A 21,538-nucleotide genomic window follows, 5' to 3' on the forward strand; every position below is an offset into this window, starting at 1 on the left:
TAATGAAAATTAAATTATTATTTATTGTATTTATCATCATATCTAACCTAACGTTGGTAGCTCAAGCTAATAAGCTAGAGCTACCAATAGTTAATGACAAAGAGGTCTTTGTTGAAAAAGATGGATTTGTTGAGGTGGAAGCTGAGTTTTTTTACAAACAAAGTAAATCCAGTATTAGGAAATGGTACAGAACATCTCAGCATAACTATCCTAAGGTAGGAAGAGATGAAGATGTTCCTCATTACACAAATGCAAGTAATGGTGCTTATATAGAAATATTACCAGATACAAGAGTTAGCCATGATGACGAATTAATACGAGGAGAAAATTTCTCTGACAAACCAGGCTTAATAGCTATTGTTCACTATAAAGTAAAAATTAATACTCCTGGGCGTTATTATGTTTGGGTAAAAGCATTTTCCACAGGAAGTGAAGATAATGGTCTTCATGCAGGAATCAATGATGAGTGGCCAGAACATGGAAAAAAAATGCAATGGTGTGATGGAAAAAATAAATGGACATGGGAAAGTAAACAAAGAACAAAAGAAGAGCATTGTGGAGTGCCTAAACAAATTTATTTAGATATTGATAAGGCTGGAATTCACGATATACAGTTTAGTATGCGAGAGGATGGTTTTGAATTTGACAAATTTATTTTAACTAACAATATAAATTACATTCCTAAGTAGTCAAAGGTTAAAAATCTAAAAAAATATCATTATTAACAAATGTTACATCACAGAACAGGACAGATACAGTCCTGTTTTTTTTTATCATTGTTTTTATATTGTTCATTTACTAAAAATAAAATCAAACTTGATGTATAAAATACTTTTTAAAACCGTTTTTGTTCTTACTGTATTCATGTTGTTTTCTTGTGATAAAAAGAAAAAAGAAACTGTCTCTATAAAAAAACAACCTAATGTTTTAATTGTATTAACAGACCAGTTAAGAACTCAAGCAACAGGTTATGCAGGAGATCCAAATGTAAAAACACCTAATATAGATCGTTTAGAAGCTATGAGTGCAAACTTCCAAAATGCTGTGTCTGGAATGCCTGTATGCACGCCTTTTAAAGCTTCTTTATTAACCGGTCAGAGACCTTTAACAAATGGGGTTTTTATGAATGATGTACAATTAGATACCAATGCTGTTTCTATGGGTAAAGTATATGCTCATGAAGGATACCGTACTGGTTTTATTGGTAAATGGCATATTGATGGACGAGGAAGAGAAAGTTTTATTCCACCAGGGAATAGAAGACAAGGTTTTCAATTTTGGATGGCCAATGAATGTACTCATAATTATAACAAATCTGTTTATTACGATAACGATGACCCAACTCCAAAAAAGTGGGAGGGCTATGATACTTTTGAACAAACCGATGCTGCTATTGAGTTTATAAATTCAAAAAATGAAAATCCATTTTTATTAGTGCTTTCTTGGGGAACACCACATGCTCCATATGGTTCTGCTCCTAAAAAATATAAAGATATGTTTAAAGCAGAGGATATGATATTAAGACCTAATGTGCCAAAAGCAATGCACAAACAGGTTAAAAAGGATATTGCAGGTTATTATGCACATATAGCGGCTATAGATGATATGATAGGTAAATTGATAAACTCATTAAAAGAAAACAATCAATTAGATAACACTATTATTGTCTTTACATCTGATCATGGAGATTTGTTAGGGTCTCATGGAGCTTATAAAAAACAACAACCTTATGAGGAGTCAATAAGAACTCCAATGTTGTTTTATATTCCAGAATCGTTAGGAATAAAACCAGGGGTAAGAAATGCTGTTTTTAACTCAGAAGATATTTTTCCTACATTATTAGGATTGTCTGGAATGGCTATCCCTAAAAGTGTAGAAGGTATTAATTATAGAAATTATCTAGAAGGAAAAGATAACTCTGTAGGAAAAGAAACTATTATTACTTGTGTACAACCTTTTGGACAATGGAATAGACCCAAAAGACATGGTAAAGAATATAGAGGATTGGTAACTCAAAAATATACTTATGTAAAAGATTTAAACGGGCCTTGGTTGTTGTTTGATAATGATGCTGATCCTTATCAGATGAATAACTTGATAAATAACAAAGAATATAAAGAAATACAAGCTGACTTAGAAAAACGTTTAACAAAGCGTTTAAAAGCAAATGGAGATGAGTTTTTACCAGGGTCTCATTATTTAGAAAAATGGGGAATCAAAGTAAACGATGAGGGAACAGTACCATACAGACATCTTTATTAAACATTACAAAAGCTTTTTAGTCTTTGATAATTTACCATGATGAAAAGCAAATTATTTTAAAAATTAAAATCTATTTTAAGAATGACAACGTATTGCAGGTTCCTTTTATTAAAATTTAGATTTAACATAAAATATTTAACATTTAATATGGCTCTGAGACTTGTATTTTTTCTTGTATTAATTTTATTCACACAATGTAAATTAAAAGAAGATAAACACAATTCAGTTAATGAGTTCCAAGTGTTAAGCAAAGGTTTTAAATCTCCTTCTGATAAATTTCGTCCAGAAACATGGTTTCATATCAACGGAAACAATATTAGTAAAGTAGGTTTAACTAAAGATTTAGAAGCAATAAAGGCTGCTGGATTACAAGGAATTCATCTCTTTAATAAAAGTGGGAGACCTTATCCTAACGTTAGTCAAATAAAAATTTTATCACCTGAATGGGAAGACATGATTCGTCATGCTGCAGAGGAATGTAAACGTCTTGGTTTAAAATTTACAATGCAAAATTGCCCTGGTTGGTCTATGACGGGAGGTCCATGGGTGCCAGTAGAAGAAGCACAACGAGAAGTTGTTGAAACTGTTTATCATCTCTCTGGAGGGAAAAAGTATCATGAAATTCTTAAGTTAGATTCGCTTTACAAAACCTCAGATTATAATTATAAAGATATTCAAGTTTTAGCTTTTCCAACTCCAGAAGGAGACAATTTAGAGCCTTTTAATCCTTCAGAAATTGAAACGAATAACCAAGTCGTTCCCTGGAAGGATATTTTTAATCCTAATTCAAAAGTTTTAGTAACTCGTACCACAACTCAATTAGACAAACCACTAAATGAGTATAGAGCACAAGGTATTTCAAAAATAAATAACAAAGATACTTGGGTTAAAACTAAATTTAATGAAGCCATTACATTGCGTTCTATTGTTTTTCCACAATCTAGACATATGATTATGGGAACAGAATATCCTAAAATAGATGTTTCTGTTAAAGTTGAAGCCTTAATGAATGGTGGATTTAGAGAAATAACAACTATTGATTTACCTGATGCAAATTGGAATGATAGAAGAAAGCACTTAACTTTAGCTATTCCAGAGACCACATCTAATGAATTTAAATTTACTTTTAAAGGAAAGCACACTATTGTTCCAGAAATTATTCGTTTAAGTTCCAAACCAAAAAACCATAATTTTGAAGCCAAAGCAGCAAAAGTATTAAGACGTTTAGAAAAAGATGTAGCATATAATTATGCAGAAAACACTATTGTAAAAGGGAATTCTATCATTAATTTAACTCATAAAATGGCTCCTGATGGAAAGCTAACTTGGGATGTTCCAAAAGGAAATTGGACGGTAGTTCGTTTTGGTCATATCAATATGCGATTAACCAATAAACCTGCAGTTCCAGAAGCTACGGGTTGGGAGTCTAGCAAATTAGATAAAAAAGCCATAGAAAATCATCTTAAAAAAGGGATGATAGGAAATTTAATTAAAGACGGAGGCCCAATAGGAAATGGAAAATTACAAGGTTTGTTAATAGATAGTTGGGAAAGTCATGTACCTACTTGGACCATGAATTCCGATGACATGTTTAAGGAATTTAAGCAAAGACGAGGTTATGATTTGGATAAATATCTACCTGCAACTATGGGATATATTGTAGATAGTCCAGAAATAACAACTAAGTTTTTGAGGGATTTACGTCAAACGATGGATGATTTATTTATCGAAAATTTCTTTGAACATTTTGCAACCATAGCTCACGAAATGGGTGCAGAGGTATATACCGAAGGTGCAGGAGGAGAAGTTCTACCCATAGACCCAATGCGTTATTATGGAGTTAGTGATATTCCAATGACTGAATTTTGGTATCCTAAAGCACCATCTAATCAAAATGAATTTGCAAAACCTATTTTGTCAGCAGCTTCAGCTACACACTTATATAATAAGCCTTTTTTAGCAGCAGAAGCATGTACACAAGTAGGAGTAAAATGGAATGAACATCCATTTAGTGTAAAATATTTAATAGATTATAATTTTACAAAAGGAGTAAACCATTTGGTTTTTCATACGTTTTCTCATACACCACAAACCAACGTATATCCTGGGTCTAGTTTTGGAGGGAATATAGGATTTCCTTTTGTTAGAGCACAAACATGGTGGAAGTACATGCCCGACTGGATTGATTATTTAACTCGTAATCAATATATGCTACAACAAGGAGAATTTGCGGCTGATGTTCTTTGGTATTATGGAGACCATTTTGAGCGTCCGCCTTTTGATTTGAATGATTTTCCTAAAGGATATAAATATGATTACTTAAATGAGGAAATATTACAGCAAAAATTAATTGTTAGTAATGGTAAAATTAAAGTTAAAGACGCTGGTGATTATCGGGTTATTCTTTTAAGAGATTCCGAAAAGATGTTATTATCTACAGCTAAGAAATTAAAAGAGTTAGTGTTGAACGGAGCTGTAATTGTAGGAAATAAACCTATAGATTCTCCAAGTTTAATGGATGATGAGAATGATGTAAAAGAATTATTATCAATTTCTAATGAATTATGGGGAAATACTAAAAGTGGCATAAAAAAAGTAGGGGAAGGAAAAGTGTATTGGGGAACAACTATAGAAGAAGTATTACAAAAGGAAGCTATTATGCCAGATGTAATAGTTCCAAAAAATACCGATGTGCAGTGGATTCATCGTAAAACCGATGCTGCAGATATTTACTTTGTATCTACCAAGAGTGAGCAACCTACAGATGTATCAATCAGTTTTAGAGCTAAAAATGCTTATCCTCAATTTTGGGATGCTTTTACAGGAAAACAATATGATGCCACTGTTTGGAGTAAAACAAAAGATAGAATTAATGTAGCTGTATCTTTTGATGCTAGCGGAAGTGCAATTGTTGTTTTTCCTAAAGGAAATAAAAAGCCGTATGCAACAAAAGTTGAATTTGAAGGCGAACCAGTATTAAGTTCGGAAAGAGGGTGGTATAGAATTCATGAAAAAGATGATTTAGTTCGTGTTAAAATAGAAAAAAACAAATTACAAGCATCTGCATCTGGTATTTATAAAGTTTATCGTAAAGGAGGAACCTCATCCATTAAAGTTGATGTAAAAGAAATTTCTATTCAGAATAATTGGAAGGTCGCTTTTGAACCAGGATGGGATACTCCAGAGTCGGTTAAGATTCCCCAATTAAAATCGCTTACAGAGTTTGATAACAAAGCCATACAACACTATTCTGGTACGGTTACTTATACTAAAGAGATAGAAATTAATGCCCTTGAAAAAAATATGGTTTTAGACATAGGGAAGGTCTATAACATAGCAGAGTTGTGGTGTAATGGTCAAAAAGTTGGTACCCGTTGGGCTCCTCCCTATAGGTTCGAGGTGGGAGATGTGCTTAAAAAAGGAAACAACTCAATAATAATTAAAGTAACCAATACGTGGAGAAATCAATTAATTTATGACAATACACGTGCCAAGGGAGAAAAGAAAACATGGACTACTAGTGCTCCTAAAAAAGGAGAAACAGAATTAGATGCTTCCGGCTTAGTAGGTCCTGTAATTTTAAAACAAAACTGCAAATAAAGATGTAGTTTAAGATTATTACTATAGTCTAAATTACTAACGGACTTTTATAATATCCTTTAAGGATATGAAATCATATGTGTTCATATTCAAAACAGTTAGACTCTAGGTGTTCACCCAAGAAAGAAGAAGGAGTAAGCCGAGTAAAATACTTAATTTAACATTTTAAGGTTATAGACTAATTATTTCATTTCTTAATATGTAACATAGGCCTTAAAATAGTCATTGTCTAGGAGAGTAAATAACTTGATTTATTTTATGAATTATTAAAAGAAACAGTTGTTTTATTGATTATTTGGTATTAAATATAGTGGTTTTGTTGATGCTGTCAGGTCAGGTCAGGACAGGTAAACACATTTTTAAAAATATATTTACCAACTACTAATTATTAACTAAATATTATATGAAATTAAAAATGATGTTAAAAGTCTCGCCAGATATAAGGCGAATTTTGATTGCAGTCAGTATGATATTGTTTTGCATCACTGTTTCGAATGCGCAAACAGTCTCTGGAAAAGTAACCGCAGATGGTTTACCTGTACCGGGAGCAACAATATTGGTTAAAGGTACTACAATTGGTGTTTTTACAGACTTTGATGGTAACTATAGCATCAAAGCTGATACAAAAAGCACTCTTGTTTTTTCGTACATGGGTTATGAAACACAGGAAGTTCTAGTGTCTAGTCGAAATCAAATTAACGTAACCTTAAAACAGGAGGGTCAAGAACTTGATGAAGTGGTAGTAGTTGGTTATGGAACCCAAAAAAAAGAGAGTGTAGTTGGGGCTATTACTCAGATTAAGGGTGAAGAACTAATGGAGAGAACTAGTGGGGTAGCTAATGTTGAAGAAGCTTTACAAGGGAACTTACCAGGTGTTACAGCAATACAAGGAAGTGGTATTCCTGGTCAATCTGATGTGCAAATTTTTATTAGAGGTCAGAGCACCTGGAATAATTCTGGACAACCTCTTATTTTGGTTGATGGAGTTAAAAGATCTATGTCAGATGTTGACATGAATGAAATTGAAGGGATTTCTGTACTGAAAGATGCTTCTGCTACAGCGGTTTTTGGAGTAGAAGGAGCTAATGGTGTAATTTTAATTACTACTAAACGAGGAAAAACAGGGAAAGCTCAATTGTCTTTATCGGTAAATACTACTTATAAAACAGTATCAAAACTTCCTAATAAACTAGATGCTTATGATGCTGTTTTAGAAGCGAATAAGTCTATAATGAGAGAAGTGATGTACAGTCCAGACTCATGGGACGATTACCGACCTATGGGAATTGTAAATAAATATCGTAATCCATTAACAGAGGAAGAAAGTTATATTTATCCTAATATAAACTGGGAAGATGAAATTCTTAAAGATTTTGCACAAGATACTAGGGTGAATTTATCCGTTCGTGGAGGATCTAAAGGAGCAAAGTATTTCGGAAGTTTATCATATCAAACAGTAAATGATATTTTTGATGGTTCAAAATACGATAGTGGAAAAGGATATTTAGGAGAGTATAAATACGATAGATTTAATTATCGAACTAATATTGATTTTGATATTACCAAGTCAACCGAGTTTTCGGTAAACTTATCTGGTTACTTAGGAACTCAGGAAACACCAAGTAACTTAAATACGGTTGTAAATGGTATTTATGAAATTGCTCCCAATTTATATACTCCAGTATATCCTGATGGTTTGTATGGGCAATTTGTAAATGATGTATTTGGTATTACCAACCCTATTGTAAGTTTAACCAATACAGGTTATAACACATCTAGAAGATTTCAAGTAAATAGTGACTTTATTTTAAAACAAAAATTAGATTTTGTTACAAAAGGTTTATCTTTTAAAGGAAGGTTTTCACTGGATAATAACATGACTAGTAATCAATCCTTAACAGATAATGGAGCTGATGGTCTAGAAAATGTTGTGTATAGAGTGTATGATGGAGATAAAGAACTTATTCTTTCTCCAAATGGAGTAAACGATTTTGATTTTGTAGTATTTCCATGGACTTTAGATCCTTCTACAATCAATGATGGAACTAGAAGTCGTCAAATGGTTTATGATTTTTCATTAAACTACAATAGAAAGTTTGCAAAAAAACACGATGTATCAGCCTTGTTTTTATTTAGAAGACAACAATATGCAATAGGTAATCAATTTCCAACTTTTAGAGAAGACTGGGTAGGTAGGGTAACCTATAACTATGATTCTAGATACTTTTTAGATGTTAACGGAGCATACAACGGATCAGAAAGATTTGGTCCTGGTTATCGTTTTGATCTTTTCCCTTCGGTTGCAGCTGGATGGATGATGTCAAACGAATCTTTTATAAAGAAGAATGTAAATTGGATTAACAAACTTAAATTTAGAGGGTCTTATGGTCTTGTTGGTGATGATAAACTTCCTGGTAGATGGAATTATTTAGGGCAATGGGCTAGTGGAGGTTCTACATTTTTAAACCCAAACAAATATCATAATGGAAGATCTCCTTACACTTTTTATAAAGAGGATGTTGTAGGAAATCCTGATCTTCAGTGGGAAACTGCGATTAAATACAATTTTGGTGCTGAATTGTCATTGTTTAACAATATGATAACTGCCGAGTTTGATTATTTTGGAGAAAATCGTGATAATATTTTAATTAGAGGTTCTCAACGTAGTGTACCTGAATTTTATGGAAATACCCCACCAGATTTTAACGGAGGAAAGGTAGAGGTAAGAGGTTTTGAATTAGTAATTGGCGGAAAGTATAAGTTTTCTAACGGAATAGATATTTGGGGTAACTATAGTTTTACTCAAGCTAAAGATGTTGTGTTAGAGAGAGATGATCCTGAGTTTAGACCTTTTTACCAAAAAAATGAAGGATATCCAATAGGTCAGAATAGATCAGCAATTCCAACAAATATTTTAACCAGTTGGGATGATATATATATGTCTACACCACAAATTTCAGGTCAAGAATATAGAAGGCCGGGGTATTATGATGTGGTAGATTTTGATGGAGATGGAACTTATAACAGTGCTTATGATAATGCGCCATTTGGTCAACCTATTCGTCCACAAAGAAACTGGAATGTAAATTTAGGAGCTGGGTATAAAGGTTTTAATATTATGGCTCAGTTTTATGGAACACAAAATAGTTTAAGAAGATTTGGAGATAGAACTTTTACCAACCAAACTGATTTGATTTTTGAACAAGATATAGATTATTGGACTAAGGAAAATCCAGGAAATACAGATACAATGCCAACTTGGAAGTTTAGTCAAGCGGCAACCAATCCAAGAAACAATTATTATGATTCATCAGTTGTAAGGTTTAAAACTTTACAATTATCATATGACATTCCTAAAACTATATGTGAAAAATTGGGTGTGAGTTCTTTCAAAGTGTTTGCAAATGGTAACAACTTATACCTTTGGTCAGATTTACCTGATGATAGAGAATTCAATGGTAACATCACAGCAGATTCAGATTTTAGAGGAGATTATCCTACTTTAAAGAGGTTTAATTTTGGTTTTAATATGAATTTTTAAAAAAGAAATAAGATGAAAAAATATATACTAATATCATTATTAATAATAACATCTTTATTTACATCTTCATGTGAGGATTATTTAGATGTAGCACCAGAAGCAACTTTAGGACAAGAAGAAGTATTTCAAAACTTTGACAATGCACAGGGTTTTGTAGAAGAAATGTATGCTTTAGTAGTAGATTACGGTACAGCAGGGCACACCTTTCAAGATTATATTTATGGAGATGATGGATATGTTCCACCTGGATTTAAATCTAGTTCACAAATAGATAATGGAAATTTAGTTTTTTGGTCAAGTCATAAATATTCTTATTTAAATGATAATGGTCAGAATAACACCAGTCAAACAAACGCAAGAAACAGACCAGGACTGTGGAATGGTAGTTTAATGGGAATTCGTAAAGCAAATATTGTTATTGAAAGTATCGATTTAATGGTAGATGCTACTGAAGATGAAAAAAATGTAATTCTAGGACAAGCTTATTTTTTTAGAGCTTTTTTTCATAATGAAATCATGAAGTTTTGGGGACGTTTTCCATATATAAAAGAAGTAATAAAAGGTGATGATTTTAGGTTAGCTAGACCAGCAACTTATAAAGAGTGTGCATTAGAAGCTAACGAAGATTACAAGAGAGCAGCAGCTTTATTACCAGTTGATTGGGATAATGAGACTTATGGACAAAAAACGTTGGGACAAAATATGGGTAGGCTTACGAAAGGAGCTGCTTATGCTTTTCAAGGAAAGAATCTTTTATTGGCAGCAAGTCCATTAATGAAAATTAATAACCAACCAGGGATAAATACTTATGATTACGATGTTGATTTGTGTAACATGGCTGTTGATGCTTTTGCAGAAGTATTAAAGTTAGCAGATCAAGGTAGATATGCATTGGTTCCTTTTAGTGATTATGAATCTGTATTTTGGGAAACACCAAATGCTGATATGTGGCCAGGAAGTACAGAATTTATTTTTGCTGCCCCTGGAGGAAATAGACCTTCTGCTCAAAGGTTTATGGCAAATGGTATGCTAAAAAGCTTTTCTGGAATTAATGGTGTAGGGCATACAAGTCCAACACATAATTTTATACACAACAACTTTGGAATGGCCAATGGTCTTTCTATAGAAGATGATATGAGTGGGCAATACGGAGCTCCTACTTATGACCCAACAAAACCATTTGACAATAGAGATCCTAGATTTTATATGTGGGTTGTTGCAGATGGAGATGTGTTAGCTACTAAAGCTACAGCACCTGCTCAACACAAATTTGCACAACTTTATGAAGGTGGTGAGCACAGAAATGGTGGTTCAGAAACAGGTTATCTTTATAAAAAGTTCTATCCTACACTACACAGTAATTGGAATAGAATTATTAACAGGTATGTAGGAATGCTTTTACACATGAGACTTACAGATGTGTATTTAATGTATGCAGAAGCTTTACATGCAGCAAATGGAGCAACAGCAATACCAACATCTTATCCTTTATCAGCAGAACAGGCGATTAATACATTACGACTTAGAGTAGGAATCCCTACTGTTCCTTCAGCAATTGTAGCTGATAATAATAAGTTTATGGATGAATTAAGAAGAGAAAGAAGTGTAGAGTTATCATGGGAGGCACATAGATGGGTAGATATTCGTCGTTGGGGAGTAGCACACTTAGATAAGTATAAAAATAAGACTGAGCTTAGCTTTCCACAAGATCATTCATACTTTGAAGAAAAACTACTTATATCAAGAGTGTGTGAGTATCCAAAGCATTATTGGTTGCCTTTTCAGGCAAATCAAACTCAGATATATGCTGGTTTTGAACAAAACCCAGGATGGTAGAGTTTTGTGATTTTGTTTTAATTAATTTAAAGAAAAAAAAATGAAAATAAATAAATTATATAGGCTATTTACACTATTCTGCCTAACACTATTTTGCTTTTGCGATTTTGCAATAGCTCAAACAACGGGCTCTAGTGCAAATGCAACTGTGGTTGATGAGCAAGGAAATCCTATTAGGAATGTAAATATTTTTGGGCCTAATGGAGTACAAACTATTACAGATGATAATGGAAATTTTGAAGTTGATTTACCTTATGAACAATCAGTAGTTATACAAAAAGAGGGGTTTGAATCAGAACTACTTAAAGTTATTGATTTAACAGGTAAGATTGTCTTAGAAAAATCACCTTTTTTAGCTTCTGAAGATGACGAAATAAAAATGGGAGTTACAACTAAAGACAGACGAGATATTGTAGGTTCTGTTGCTTCTATTAACACAAAAGATCGTGTTGTTTACGACAACACCCAGTGGGTAAGAGATTATATTAACGGTTTAATGTTAGGTGTTAAAGGTTCTGCAAATGTTAGAGGATTAGGTAATGCACTTTTTGTTATTGATGGTGTTATTGGTCGTAATCCCAATATTTTAAATATGCAAGAAGTTGAGCAGATAACAGTACTTAAAGATGCAAATTCGGTTGCTTTATATGGAAGTCAAGGAAGAAATGGGGTAATTATTATCAATACCAAAAGAGGAAAAATAAATCAAAAACAGGTTAATGTAAATGTACTTTCAGGAGTTAGAATGCCAATTTCATTACCTAATTATTTAGGATCTGTTGATTATATGGAACTTTATAATGAGGCTAGAAGAAATGATGGTTTAACAGATTTTTATGCTCCAACTCTTATTGAAGAGTTTAAAAATAGCACAAACAAATATCGTTACCCTGATACAGATTTTTATTCAGATGAGTATTTACGTCCATTTGTTAATACTGCAAATATTGTTGCAGATTTTTCTGGAGGAGATGAAAAAACACAGTATTATGTAAATATGGGGTGGAATCATGACCAATCTTTGGTTAAAATAAATCCAGATGCAAATGTAGGAACTAATAGATTTAATGTAAGGGGAAATATAGATTTTAAAATAAATGATTGGATTACAAGTTCTCTTGATGGTGTTGCTATTTTGAGTAATACAAAAAGTGCTTTATCAAATTTATTAAATAGCGGTACTAGTTTTAAGCCTAATAGTTATGCTCCTTTATTACCTGTTTCTATGATAGATGCAACTGGGAATCCAGCATTGGCTGCTCAATTAAAAGGAGCTGGAATATTTGACGGAATGTTATTAGGAGGATCTCAGCAGTTTCAAAATAATACTCCAATAGCAAATATTATTGGAGGTGGATATCAAAAATCAGTTTTTCGTTCTACACAGTTTAACAATTCTGTAAATTTTGATTTAGATATGATTACCGAAGGGTTGTCTGCTAAGACTTACCTAAGTTTTGATTTTTATGATGCTTATAACATATCTGTAAGAAATGACTATGCTGTTTATGAGCCTACCTGGCAAGATGATAAAATTATTGGTTTAACACCGTTCGGTGGGCCAGATAAAAAGGACTTAACAGAAAATATTAGTACAAATGATTTTGTTTCTAGGTTAGGTTTTTACGGGTTGGTAAACTATAAAAGAACATTTAACAAAAAGCATTCATTCAACAGTACCTTCTTAGGTTACTTTAATTCGCAAAAAGAAAATAATACGATTCAATCAGATATCAACTCACATTTAGGGTTCCAATTAGCTTATGATTATAAGAAAAAAATGTTTGTTGATTTTAGTGCTGCATATGTTAACTCTATTAAATTACCAGATGGAAATAGAACAGCACTTTCACCAACGTTAGGATTGGCATATGCACTTAGTGAAGAACAATTTTTTAAAAATATAGATTTTGTTGACTACTTAAAGATTAAAGCATCGGCGGGAATTATTAATTCAGATTTAGGAATAGATAGTTATTATTTATATGGCGAAAACTTTTCTGATGGTTCTGCATTTAACTGGGCTGATGGACAAAGTACTAATAGAAGACAAAATGTTTCTCAGGGAGCAAATCCAAACTTAGGTTATGAACAACGTGTAGATTTAAATGTTGGTTTTGAGAGTTATTTAATGAAATCAATTTGGTTAGAGTTTAATTACTTTAAATCAGATTTAGACAAACAAGTAACTTTTTTAAATAGTAAATATCCTTCTTTTTATAACACTTTTAAACCTTATGATAATTATAATAAGAATACCTATAGTGGTTTTGAGTTAGGTTTGAATTATAATAAAAATATTAATGACTTTAGCGTTAATCTAGGAGCTAACATTCTTTATAATAAAGCTGAAATAACTAAAAGAGATGAAATAAATGAGTATGCTTACCAAAATAGAGTAGGTACAGCTACTACAGCAATTGTAGGTTTAGTTGATCAAGGTTTTTATTCAGAAAATGATTTTGATGTAGCTGGTAATGGTGATTTATCTTTAAAAAGTAATTTCCCTGTTCCTGCTTTTGGATCAGTTCAACCTGGAGATATAAAATATAAGGATCAAAATGGTGATAATATTATCGATAATAACGATAGAGTTGTTATTGGTATGGGGAATAGCCCTTGGTCTTATGGATTAAATCTTAACCTAAAATATAAAAGACTTAATTTATTTGTGTTAGGAACAGGTCAGATTGGAGGTGAAGCAATGAAGTCTAATAATTACTATAAGGTAAATGGTAATGATAAATATTCTGAAGTTGTTTTAGGGCGTTGGACTCCTCAAACAGCAAATACCGCTACTTATCCAAGATTGTCTTCTGGATCAAATCAAAATAACTTTCAAAATTCAACTTTTTGGATGTATGACAATAGTTTCTTTAAAATCAACCGAGCTCAGTTAACTTATGAATTTAATGAGAAAGTATGTAGTGATTTAGGAATGAAAGATTTTAGTATTAACGTTTCGGGGACTAATCTTTTTGAAATTGCTGAAAATAGAGATGTTCGTCAGTTAAGTATTGGAGGAAGTCCTCTATACAGAACCTTCACGTTAGGTTTAAGAACATCATTTTAATTTAATTATAAATTCAGATAAATAAAATGAAAAATTTAATAAAATATATGTTAGTTGTTTCAGTTTTTACAGGAGTAATTTCCTGTGAAAAACTGGAACCTATTGATGAAAATAGGCTGGATTATGACTATGTTAGTACCGATCCAGAATCTGCAGAAGGAATATTACTACAGGGATATGCTGGTTTAGAAGATCAATATTCTTTTTCAGAAACTGCAACAGATGATGCTGTTAATAATAAATTGAATAACGGATATAAAAGAATGGCTCTTGGGGAGCTGTCTGCTTTATACAATCCTGCTTCAAGTTGGAATAGTTTTGAAAAAGTATTCTATGTTAATCGATTTATAGAAATTGTTGATGCAGGTACTGTACAATGGAATAGAGATGCAGAAATTAATGAATTATTTAATAAACGTTTAAAAGGAGAAGCTTTAGCGTTAAGAGCTTTACATCACTTTTATGTATTACAGGCTCATGCAGGTGAAGCTGCTTCAGGACAATTATTAGGAATTCCATATTTTACAGAGTTTATAAAAGCTGATGGTAATTTTAATATTCCTCGTTTAACTCTTAAAGAATCTGTTAATGCAATAATGAAAGATTTTGATGATGCTCTTGCTTTGTTACCAACAGATTATTCCGATAATTTAGCAGATGTAGATCCATGGTATTCATCTGTTGATTTTGGAAAATACAAAGTAGTAAACGGTTCTCAATATAATTTAAGAATTTCTGGTAGAATTGTAAAAGCTTTAAAAGCACGTTTGGCGCTGTATGTTGCTAGTCCGTCTTTTTTTAATGGTCAAGAAGGTTATTATAATATTGCTGCTGATGTTTCAAGTGAATTATTAAATAGTATTGGTGGTGTTGCTGGTTTAGCAGCTGATGGTCTAGAGTTTTATGCATCAGATAATGATTTAAGTGGTGATGAATTGTTATGGCGTAGTTCAGTAGGAGGAAGTAATTCAACATATGAGAAAAGAATGTTTCCACCTTCTGTAAATGGTACTGGAGAGGTAAATCCAACTCATAATTTAGTGATGTCTTTTCCAATGAAAAACGGATTTCCAGCAACAGTTACAAATGGTTTCGATCCTCAGGATCCATACACAAATAGAGATCCTCGTTTAGAAAAATATATTGTAGTTAATGGATCTTCTTTTGGAGGAGGAGTTATTAATACAGGTTACGGAGGTAAGATTGATAGACTAGATTCTATTTCTGAATTTTCAACAACCACGGGGTATTACCTAAAGAAATTACTTCGTCCTGATGTGAGAATTAATAATGATGGAACTACATCTGATCAAAAACATGTAAATGTTTATTTTAGATATACGGAATTATTTTTAATATTAGCAGAAGCTGCTAATGAAATTGGAGGGCCAGATCATCAGGTAAACGGAATTTCTGCTCGTGATGTTATTGCTGCCATCCGTAATAGAGCAGGAATAACACAACCAGATGTTTATTTAACAACCATTACAACTCAATCTGCTATGCGAGATCTTATTAGAAATGAACGTCGTATTGAATTAAGTTTTGAAGGACATAGATTTTGGGATCTTAGACGTTGGGGAACATCCTTAAACGAAACAGCAAAAGGTTATTTTAATGATGGTAGTAACTATGTAGAACTGCCTTCTGTTGAAATAAGGAATTATCCAAGTCATGCTGTTTATATGCCAATTCCAAATTCAGAAACACTAAAATTTCCTGAAATACAACAAAATAAAGGTTGGTAAAACCATTAGGTATTATAAAAGAATCATAAAATATTAGAAAGATATGAAAACAAAATTATTAATAATATTCGCTTTAGCTTTTAGTATAATTGCTTGCGAAAATCAGGATATAGAGTTTGAAGATTTTGGTTCAACCTCAGTTTATTTCCCATTTCAGACTCCTATTAGAACTTTAATTTTAGGAGAGTATGATTTAGGTTTTAATGAAAATGACAATAATCATAGATTTGAAATAGGTGTGACTATGTCTGGAGTCTATGAAAATAAAAAGGATAGAAAAGTGTATTTTGAATTAGCCCCTGAGTTAATAGATACCCTTTTAATTGGAGCAGATACTATAAATGTACAATCATTACCTTCTCAATATTATACTATTGAGCAAACTAGTCCAGTAACAATACCATCAGGTTCAATTAAAGGACGCATTCCGGTACAGCTTAAAGATGCTTTTTTTGATGATCCACTTTCATTTGCGTCAGAAAAAGATGTTCATTATGTAATTCCATTAAAAATCACAAAATATGAAGGGTTAGATTCTCTTTTAACTGGTGTTCCTATGGTTGCAAACCCTGTAAAGGTAAAACCTGAAGATTGGGAAACTGCTCCAAAAGATTACACTCTTTTTGGAATTAAATTTATGAATAAGTATCAAGGAATGTATTTACGAAGAGGTGCTGATGAAATGACCGATGCTGGTGGACAAAAAGTAACGACTGAATATAGAGATGAATATGTAGTAAGAGATGAATTAGTTGAAATCATGACTACTGGAAAAGATAATGTTGAATTGTCTAATGTGGTTCGTAGAGGAGCACTTTCTAGTCCAGGGAATGTGAATATTGAATTAGAATTTGATCAAAATGGAGATTGTAACATAGTTAGTTTTGATAATGATCCATATAATGTATCGGGATCAGGAAGGTTTGTAAAAGATGGTGACGAATGGGGTGGAGAAAAACGTGATGTAATTCACCTTGAGTATAATTATACAGATACAGTTAATAACGAAACTCATAAAGTAAATGATACTTTAGTCTTGAGAAATAGGAATGTTAAATTCGAAGAGTTTGTAGTTAATTTAAATAAATAGTTTTTTTCATAATTTACAATAGAGTATAAAAAATAGTGGGAGTTTACTCTCACTATTTTTTTTATACTTTCTTTTCTATCCAATCAGTTGTATTTATTAATACAGAGGGAATTACTTTTATTAAAATTTTCTCTTTTCATGTCGTTAATAATTAAGCAAAAAAAAGCTGCTATAAAAAGCAGCTTTTTCTTTTGTAAATAGATCTTTTTAGGGTTGTTTATGTTAAGATGTTGGAACTTTTTTCACGACTTTGTTAACACCATCCCATAAAATTTCTGCTTCACCACCATGACAACGATAAGCACCAAAACGAATTTTTGCTTGTAATGCACGTTCAGGGCTAGGTACATCCCAATTGTAATCTGTGGCTCCAATTCTTACGTTTACATAATGTCTTCTACTTGTCCCTGATCCAGTAAAACCATTTTCTATTTTAAAAAACTTTCTGGTATTCGCAGGTATGTTTGTTAAATAAACCAATTGTCTTCCGGTAACTCCTGATCCTCCTCTTTCTGTTATTTCTTCTCTATAAATATCATAAGATACTTGTGTACTTCCAGAAAAGATAGGTTTAGCTACAATTAAACATATTGCTGGGTCTGCAGATCCGCCACCTCCAGAGTGTTTGCCTTTTGCTTGGGCTATATATGTTCCTGATTTATCTCTTATATCATCACGGTCATATGAGTCACTTAGATGTCCTGCTCTTTTTATTGTTACATATCCTGTAAAACGAACATAACTTCCATCCCCTATATCATTAGAATTAATGGATGGTGTTGTTCGTTCTATTCTCGGTTGTAAATCATCGATATGATTGGTACCTGCAGCTATTTTGTATACTCCATAAGTTCTATTGTTAAAAGTTGTTTGTGAGTAATCTGCAAAACAGGTTCTGTCATCAATTATTTTATTCACGTTTTTATTTACATCAAAGCCTGCGGTATACTCATATTCTCTATCTGTATTTTTAAATTGATCAAAACACTTAGAGTTATTGGTAACCTTATTTAAGGTGTTTGTTGAATAAGTAGAATTCGAACCTGAAGTTTCTTTTTCGCCAAAAGTAATTTCGTTTTCACTAGAACAAGAAGCAATAAGTCCTAGTGGTAGAATAATAAGTTTAGATAATTTGTTTTTCATTTTGTTTGTTTTTTTTTGGTGTTTAAGTATTGAATTGATAAATAATAGATCTATTTATTACTAAATTCATACTTACTTATAGTTTATCTGTCCTGTCTTGTACTGATGATTTTGTTTTGTGTTAGACACGGTTTTACTCTTTATTAAGGTTTATGCAATAAAGAAATTTTGAGGTTTTAAAATTTATTCAATCAATTGATGAGTTGCTTATCAATGATAACAAACAGGTTACTCGAAAAAAATAATGAAGGATAACTGTTTATTGAATAATAGAATTAAGCAAGACAAATCAGGACAGATTCACAAATACCATTTACTATGTTTAACAGCTAGTTTGCTTATTGTTTTTTGATAGGATAGTTTAGAAAGCAATAGTTTTTAATAAATAGTATGGAGGATATAAATTGGGTTTTTCAATTATTAGGCCGTATGCATCCTTTATTGGTGCATTTTCCGGTAGGGTTATTAGTTGTTGCTTTATTTCTTGAAATTCTTTCGTTTAGAGATAAAAAAAGTGAATTGCGTGGAGGTATCAAATGGATGGTTTACTTAGGTGCTTTATCTGCTTTTTTTTCTGCAGTTTTTGGTTGGCTACTACGTACCCAAGAAAATTATAGTGGTAGCTTGGTTAATAATCACCAGTATACAGGAATAGCAACAACTGTTTTGGCTGTAATTACTGCTTTTGTTTTAAGAAATACTTTAAATAAAAAAAATAAAGATTTACGTTTATATAGATTGATGCTTATGATAACAGTTGTTGTTTTAAGTATTGCAGGACATTTAGGAGCAAATTTAACCCATGGTGAAGATTATTTAACTGCTGTTTTGCCAAGTAAAAACAATCGTTATAATGATAAAAAATCAGAAGAGTTACTTTCTGATTTAAAAAAAACAGAAACTTTATCCGAATTACAACTAGATAAATTAAATCTAGAAGTCAGGGGGATATTTGCACATAAATGTTATCAATGTCATAGTGAAAACAAACAAAAAGGAGAGCTAATTCTAGAGCATAAGGAAGGTGTTTTTAAAGGAGGTAAGTCTGGTCCATCTATTGTTGCAGGAAAACCAGAACAAAGCGAAGTTTATAGAAGAATTACACTTCCTGCTGGTCATAAAAAAGTAATGCCAACCAAAGGAAAACTATTAACTGCTAACGAAATTGCTTTGGTTAAGCTTTGGATTCAAAAAGGAGCACATTGGTCCGATAAAGAAGTTAAGGTGTTTCCAGAAGCAGCATTGGCACTTCATAAACCTACGTTACCAAAAGTAGAAGAACAAAACCATCCTGTAGATAAATTAATTGATAAATATTTTGATACTCATCAATTAGATTGGCCAAATGTAGTTGATGATAGAACTTTTATAAAACGTGTTTATATGGATGTTATAGGATTGTTACCAGATCCTAATGCTATTCAAAAATTTATACAAGATGAAACTACTAATAAACGTGAAGAGTTAATAGATTTTCTGCTTAATGACGATAAAAACTACACACAACATTGGCTAAGTTTTTGGAATGATTTACTAAGAAATGATTATAGTGGAACTGGATTTATTACTGGAGGAAGAAAACAAATTACAGGTTGGTTATATAAATCTTTAATAAATAATCACTCTTATGATCAAATGGTCAAAGAATTAATAAACCCTGTAAAAGGTTCAGAAGGGTTTATTAAAGGGATTCAATGGCGTGGAGTTGTAAATGCAAGTCAAAGAACAGAAATGCAAGCAGCACAGAACATAGGACAATCTTTGTTAGGAGCAAATGTTAAATGTGCTTCATGTCATAATAGTTTTGTTAGTAATATGACTTTAGATCAGGCTTATGGTTTTGCAACTATTTTTTCAGATTCTATACTTGAATTAAACCGCTGTGATAAACCTATTGGAAAAATGGCAAAACCTAATTTTTTATACCCTGAATTAGGTAGTGTTGATGATAAAACAGTAAAGGAACGCTTGGTAAAATTATCTAAGGTAATGGTGCAAAGAGAAAACGGAAGATTGTATCGTACTTTAACCAATCGTTTTTGGGATCGCTTAATGGGGAGAGGTATTATTGTTCCTCTTGATGAAATGGATAATACTCCTTGGAATGCTGAGTTGTTAGACTGGTTAGCTGCTGATTTTGTAGATTCAGGTTCAGACTTAAAACACTTGTTAAAACAAATTTTAACATCAAAGGCGTACCAACTACCAGTAGTAAATTATCAAAAAATAAAAGAGGTTAAAGATAATTATGTTTTTAAAGGACCTGTTTTAAGACGTTTGAGTGCAGAGCAATTCTCAGATGCCGTAAGTCAGGTTATTTCTCCTCTTTATAAGGCTGTTGAATATAATCCTAATGGCGAAAAAATAAATGCACAACGTGTATGGCATAAAGAAATGAGCGTTAATCGGGTGGTACTTCCTGAACCAGGAAAGAGATATTTCAGAAAAAGTTTTAATCTATCTAAAATAGATATAAGATCTGCTAAAGTTTTAATTTCTGTAGATCATAGTTATCAATTGTACTTAAATGGAAAAAAAATATCTGAAGCTGATGATTGGACTAAAGTAAATAAGTTAGATGTTTCTTCTTATTTAAAATTAGGACAAAATACCATTGCTATTAAAGGTGAAAACGAAGGGACTATAGGAAACCCAGCAGGAGTTTTGTTTTCTATGCAAATTATTTTTCAATCAGGAGAAAAGTTATATATAAACTCAGATGAGAGTTGGAAAAGTACAGATCAATTGCCAAATAAAACATGGGTAACTAATCAATTTGATGATAAATCGTGGAATCTAGTTAAAAATTATGGCACTCAAAATTGGGGACATTTAATCAATTTTACATTTAAAAATAAAGAAGGAACATTTGCAAGAGCAAGTCTTGTAAAACAACATCCTTTTATGAAAGCTTTAGGTAGGCCAAGTAGAGAAATTGTAACCACTTCTAGAGAGGAACAAGCTACATTATTACAAGCTTTAGAGTTAACAAATGGAGCTTTTTTTAATAGAACTTTAGAAGTTGGAGCTCAAGAATGGATTGATAATTACGGTCATAATAGTAAAAAAATTATAGAGGAATTATATTTAAGAGCATTGGGAAGAAATCCTACTAAGGAAGAAAAGAATATGCTAATGAATGCCTTAGGAGATCATCCACAAAAAGAGCAATTACAAGATGTCTTTTGGGCGATTTTAATGTCTCCAGAATTTCAGTTTATCTATTAAATAAATTTTTCATTAAA

The 21,538-nt window shown here is 32.0% G+C and carries 10 protein-coding genes; 9 read left to right on the plus strand and 1 reads right to left on the minus strand.

The annotated features are described in order from the left end of the window. Positions 1 to 2 precede the first annotated feature (2 nt). The 8 genes from AXE80_RS05985 to AXE80_RS06020 all read left to right on the plus strand — a co-directional run bounded on the left by AXE80_RS05985 (position 3) and on the right by AXE80_RS06020 (position 17,150). Positions 3 to 689 (plus strand): hypothetical protein, encoded by a 687-nt coding sequence (locus AXE80_RS05985; protein ID WP_206208147.1) that lies wholly within the window; start codon positions 3 to 5, stop codon positions 687 to 689. Positions 690 to 819: 130 nt separating this feature from the next. Next, positions 820 to 2,262, plus strand: a complete 1,443-nt coding sequence (locus AXE80_RS05990) for a sulfatase family protein (protein WP_068825383.1) — start codon at positions 820 to 822, stop codon at positions 2,260 to 2,262. A 147-nt stretch (positions 2,263 to 2,409) separates the two neighbouring features. Next, positions 2,410 to 5,862: a glycosyl hydrolase gene (locus AXE80_RS05995; RefSeq protein ID WP_068825385.1), complete on the plus strand. Its 3,453-nt coding sequence runs from the start codon at positions 2,410 to 2,412 to the stop codon at positions 5,860 to 5,862. A 403-nt stretch (positions 5,863 to 6,265) separates the two neighbouring features. Then, positions 6,266 to 9,403: a SusC/RagA family TonB-linked outer membrane protein gene (locus AXE80_RS06000; RefSeq protein WP_083194595.1), complete on the plus strand. Its 3,138-nt coding sequence runs from the start codon at positions 6,266 to 6,268 to the stop codon at positions 9,401 to 9,403. 12 nt (positions 9,404 to 9,415) lie between these two features. After that, positions 9,416 to 11,239, plus strand: coding sequence for a RagB/SusD family nutrient uptake outer membrane protein (locus AXE80_RS06005; protein ID WP_068825387.1), 1,824 nt, complete (start codon positions 9,416 to 9,418; stop codon positions 11,237 to 11,239). Positions 11,240 to 11,279: 40 nt separating this feature from the next. After that, entirely contained in the window at positions 11,280 to 14,312 is a 3,033-nt protein-coding gene (locus AXE80_RS06010) for a SusC/RagA family TonB-linked outer membrane protein (protein WP_068825389.1), read from the plus strand. A 26-nt stretch (positions 14,313 to 14,338) separates the two neighbouring features. Next, positions 14,339 to 16,060: a RagB/SusD family nutrient uptake outer membrane protein gene (locus AXE80_RS06015; protein ID WP_068825391.1), complete on the plus strand. Its 1,722-nt coding sequence runs from the start codon at positions 14,339 to 14,341 to the stop codon at positions 16,058 to 16,060. Between the two features lie 43 nt (positions 16,061 to 16,103). Further along, on the plus strand, positions 16,104 to 17,150 hold the full coding sequence (locus tag AXE80_RS06020) for a DUF5627 domain-containing protein (protein WP_068825393.1): 1,047 nt from the start codon (positions 16,104 to 16,106) through the stop codon (positions 17,148 to 17,150). A 222-nt stretch (positions 17,151 to 17,372) separates the two neighbouring features. Here AXE80_RS06020 and AXE80_RS06025 read toward each other — a convergent pair whose 3' ends face one another. Then, entirely contained in the window at positions 17,373 to 18,293 is a 921-nt protein-coding gene (locus AXE80_RS06025; RefSeq protein WP_068825395.1) for a hypothetical protein, read from the minus strand. Between the two features lie 390 nt (positions 18,294 to 18,683). Between AXE80_RS06025 and AXE80_RS06030 the strand changes: the two genes are divergently transcribed. Continuing rightward, positions 18,684 to 21,521 carry a DUF1553 domain-containing protein gene (locus tag AXE80_RS06030; RefSeq protein WP_068825397.1) on the plus strand — a complete coding sequence of 946 codons (2,838 nt, stop codon included), beginning with the start codon at positions 18,684 to 18,686 and terminating at the stop codon, positions 21,519 to 21,521. The last annotated feature ends 17 nt before the right edge of the window (positions 21,522 to 21,538 follow it).

It is taken from the genome of Wenyingzhuangia fucanilytica (assembly GCF_001697185.1).
In the GTDB taxonomy this organism is placed as follows: domain Bacteria; phylum Bacteroidota; class Bacteroidia; order Flavobacteriales; family Flavobacteriaceae; genus Wenyingzhuangia; species Wenyingzhuangia fucanilytica.

Bases quoted from the DNA above. Each gene is read 5' to 3' on its own strand.
- AXE80_RS06005 (WP_068825387.1), top strand. From the start codon at position 9,416: ATGAAAAAATATATACTAATATCATTATTAATAATAACATCTTTATTT.
- AXE80_RS06025 (WP_068825395.1), bottom strand. From the start codon at position 18,293: ATGAAAAACAAATTATCTAAACTTATTATTCTACCACTAGGACTTATT.
- AXE80_RS05985 (WP_206208147.1), top strand. From the start codon at position 3: ATGAAAATTAAATTATTATTTATTGTATTTATCATCATATCTAACCTA.
- AXE80_RS06010 (WP_068825389.1), top strand. From the start codon at position 11,280: ATGAAAATAAATAAATTATATAGGCTATTTACACTATTCTGCCTAACA.
- AXE80_RS06030 (WP_068825397.1), top strand. From the start codon at position 18,684: ATGGAGGATATAAATTGGGTTTTTCAATTATTAGGCCGTATGCATCCT.
- AXE80_RS06000 (WP_083194595.1), top strand. From the start codon at position 6,266: ATGAAATTAAAAATGATGTTAAAAGTCTCGCCAGATATAAGGCGAATT.
- AXE80_RS05990 (WP_068825383.1), top strand. From the start codon at position 820: ATGTATAAAATACTTTTTAAAACCGTTTTTGTTCTTACTGTATTCATG.
- AXE80_RS06015 (WP_068825391.1), top strand. From the start codon at position 14,339: ATGAAAAATTTAATAAAATATATGTTAGTTGTTTCAGTTTTTACAGGA.
- AXE80_RS06020 (WP_068825393.1), top strand. From the start codon at position 16,104: ATGAAAACAAAATTATTAATAATATTCGCTTTAGCTTTTAGTATAATT.
- AXE80_RS05995 (WP_068825385.1), top strand. From the start codon at position 2,410: ATGGCTCTGAGACTTGTATTTTTTCTTGTATTAATTTTATTCACACAA.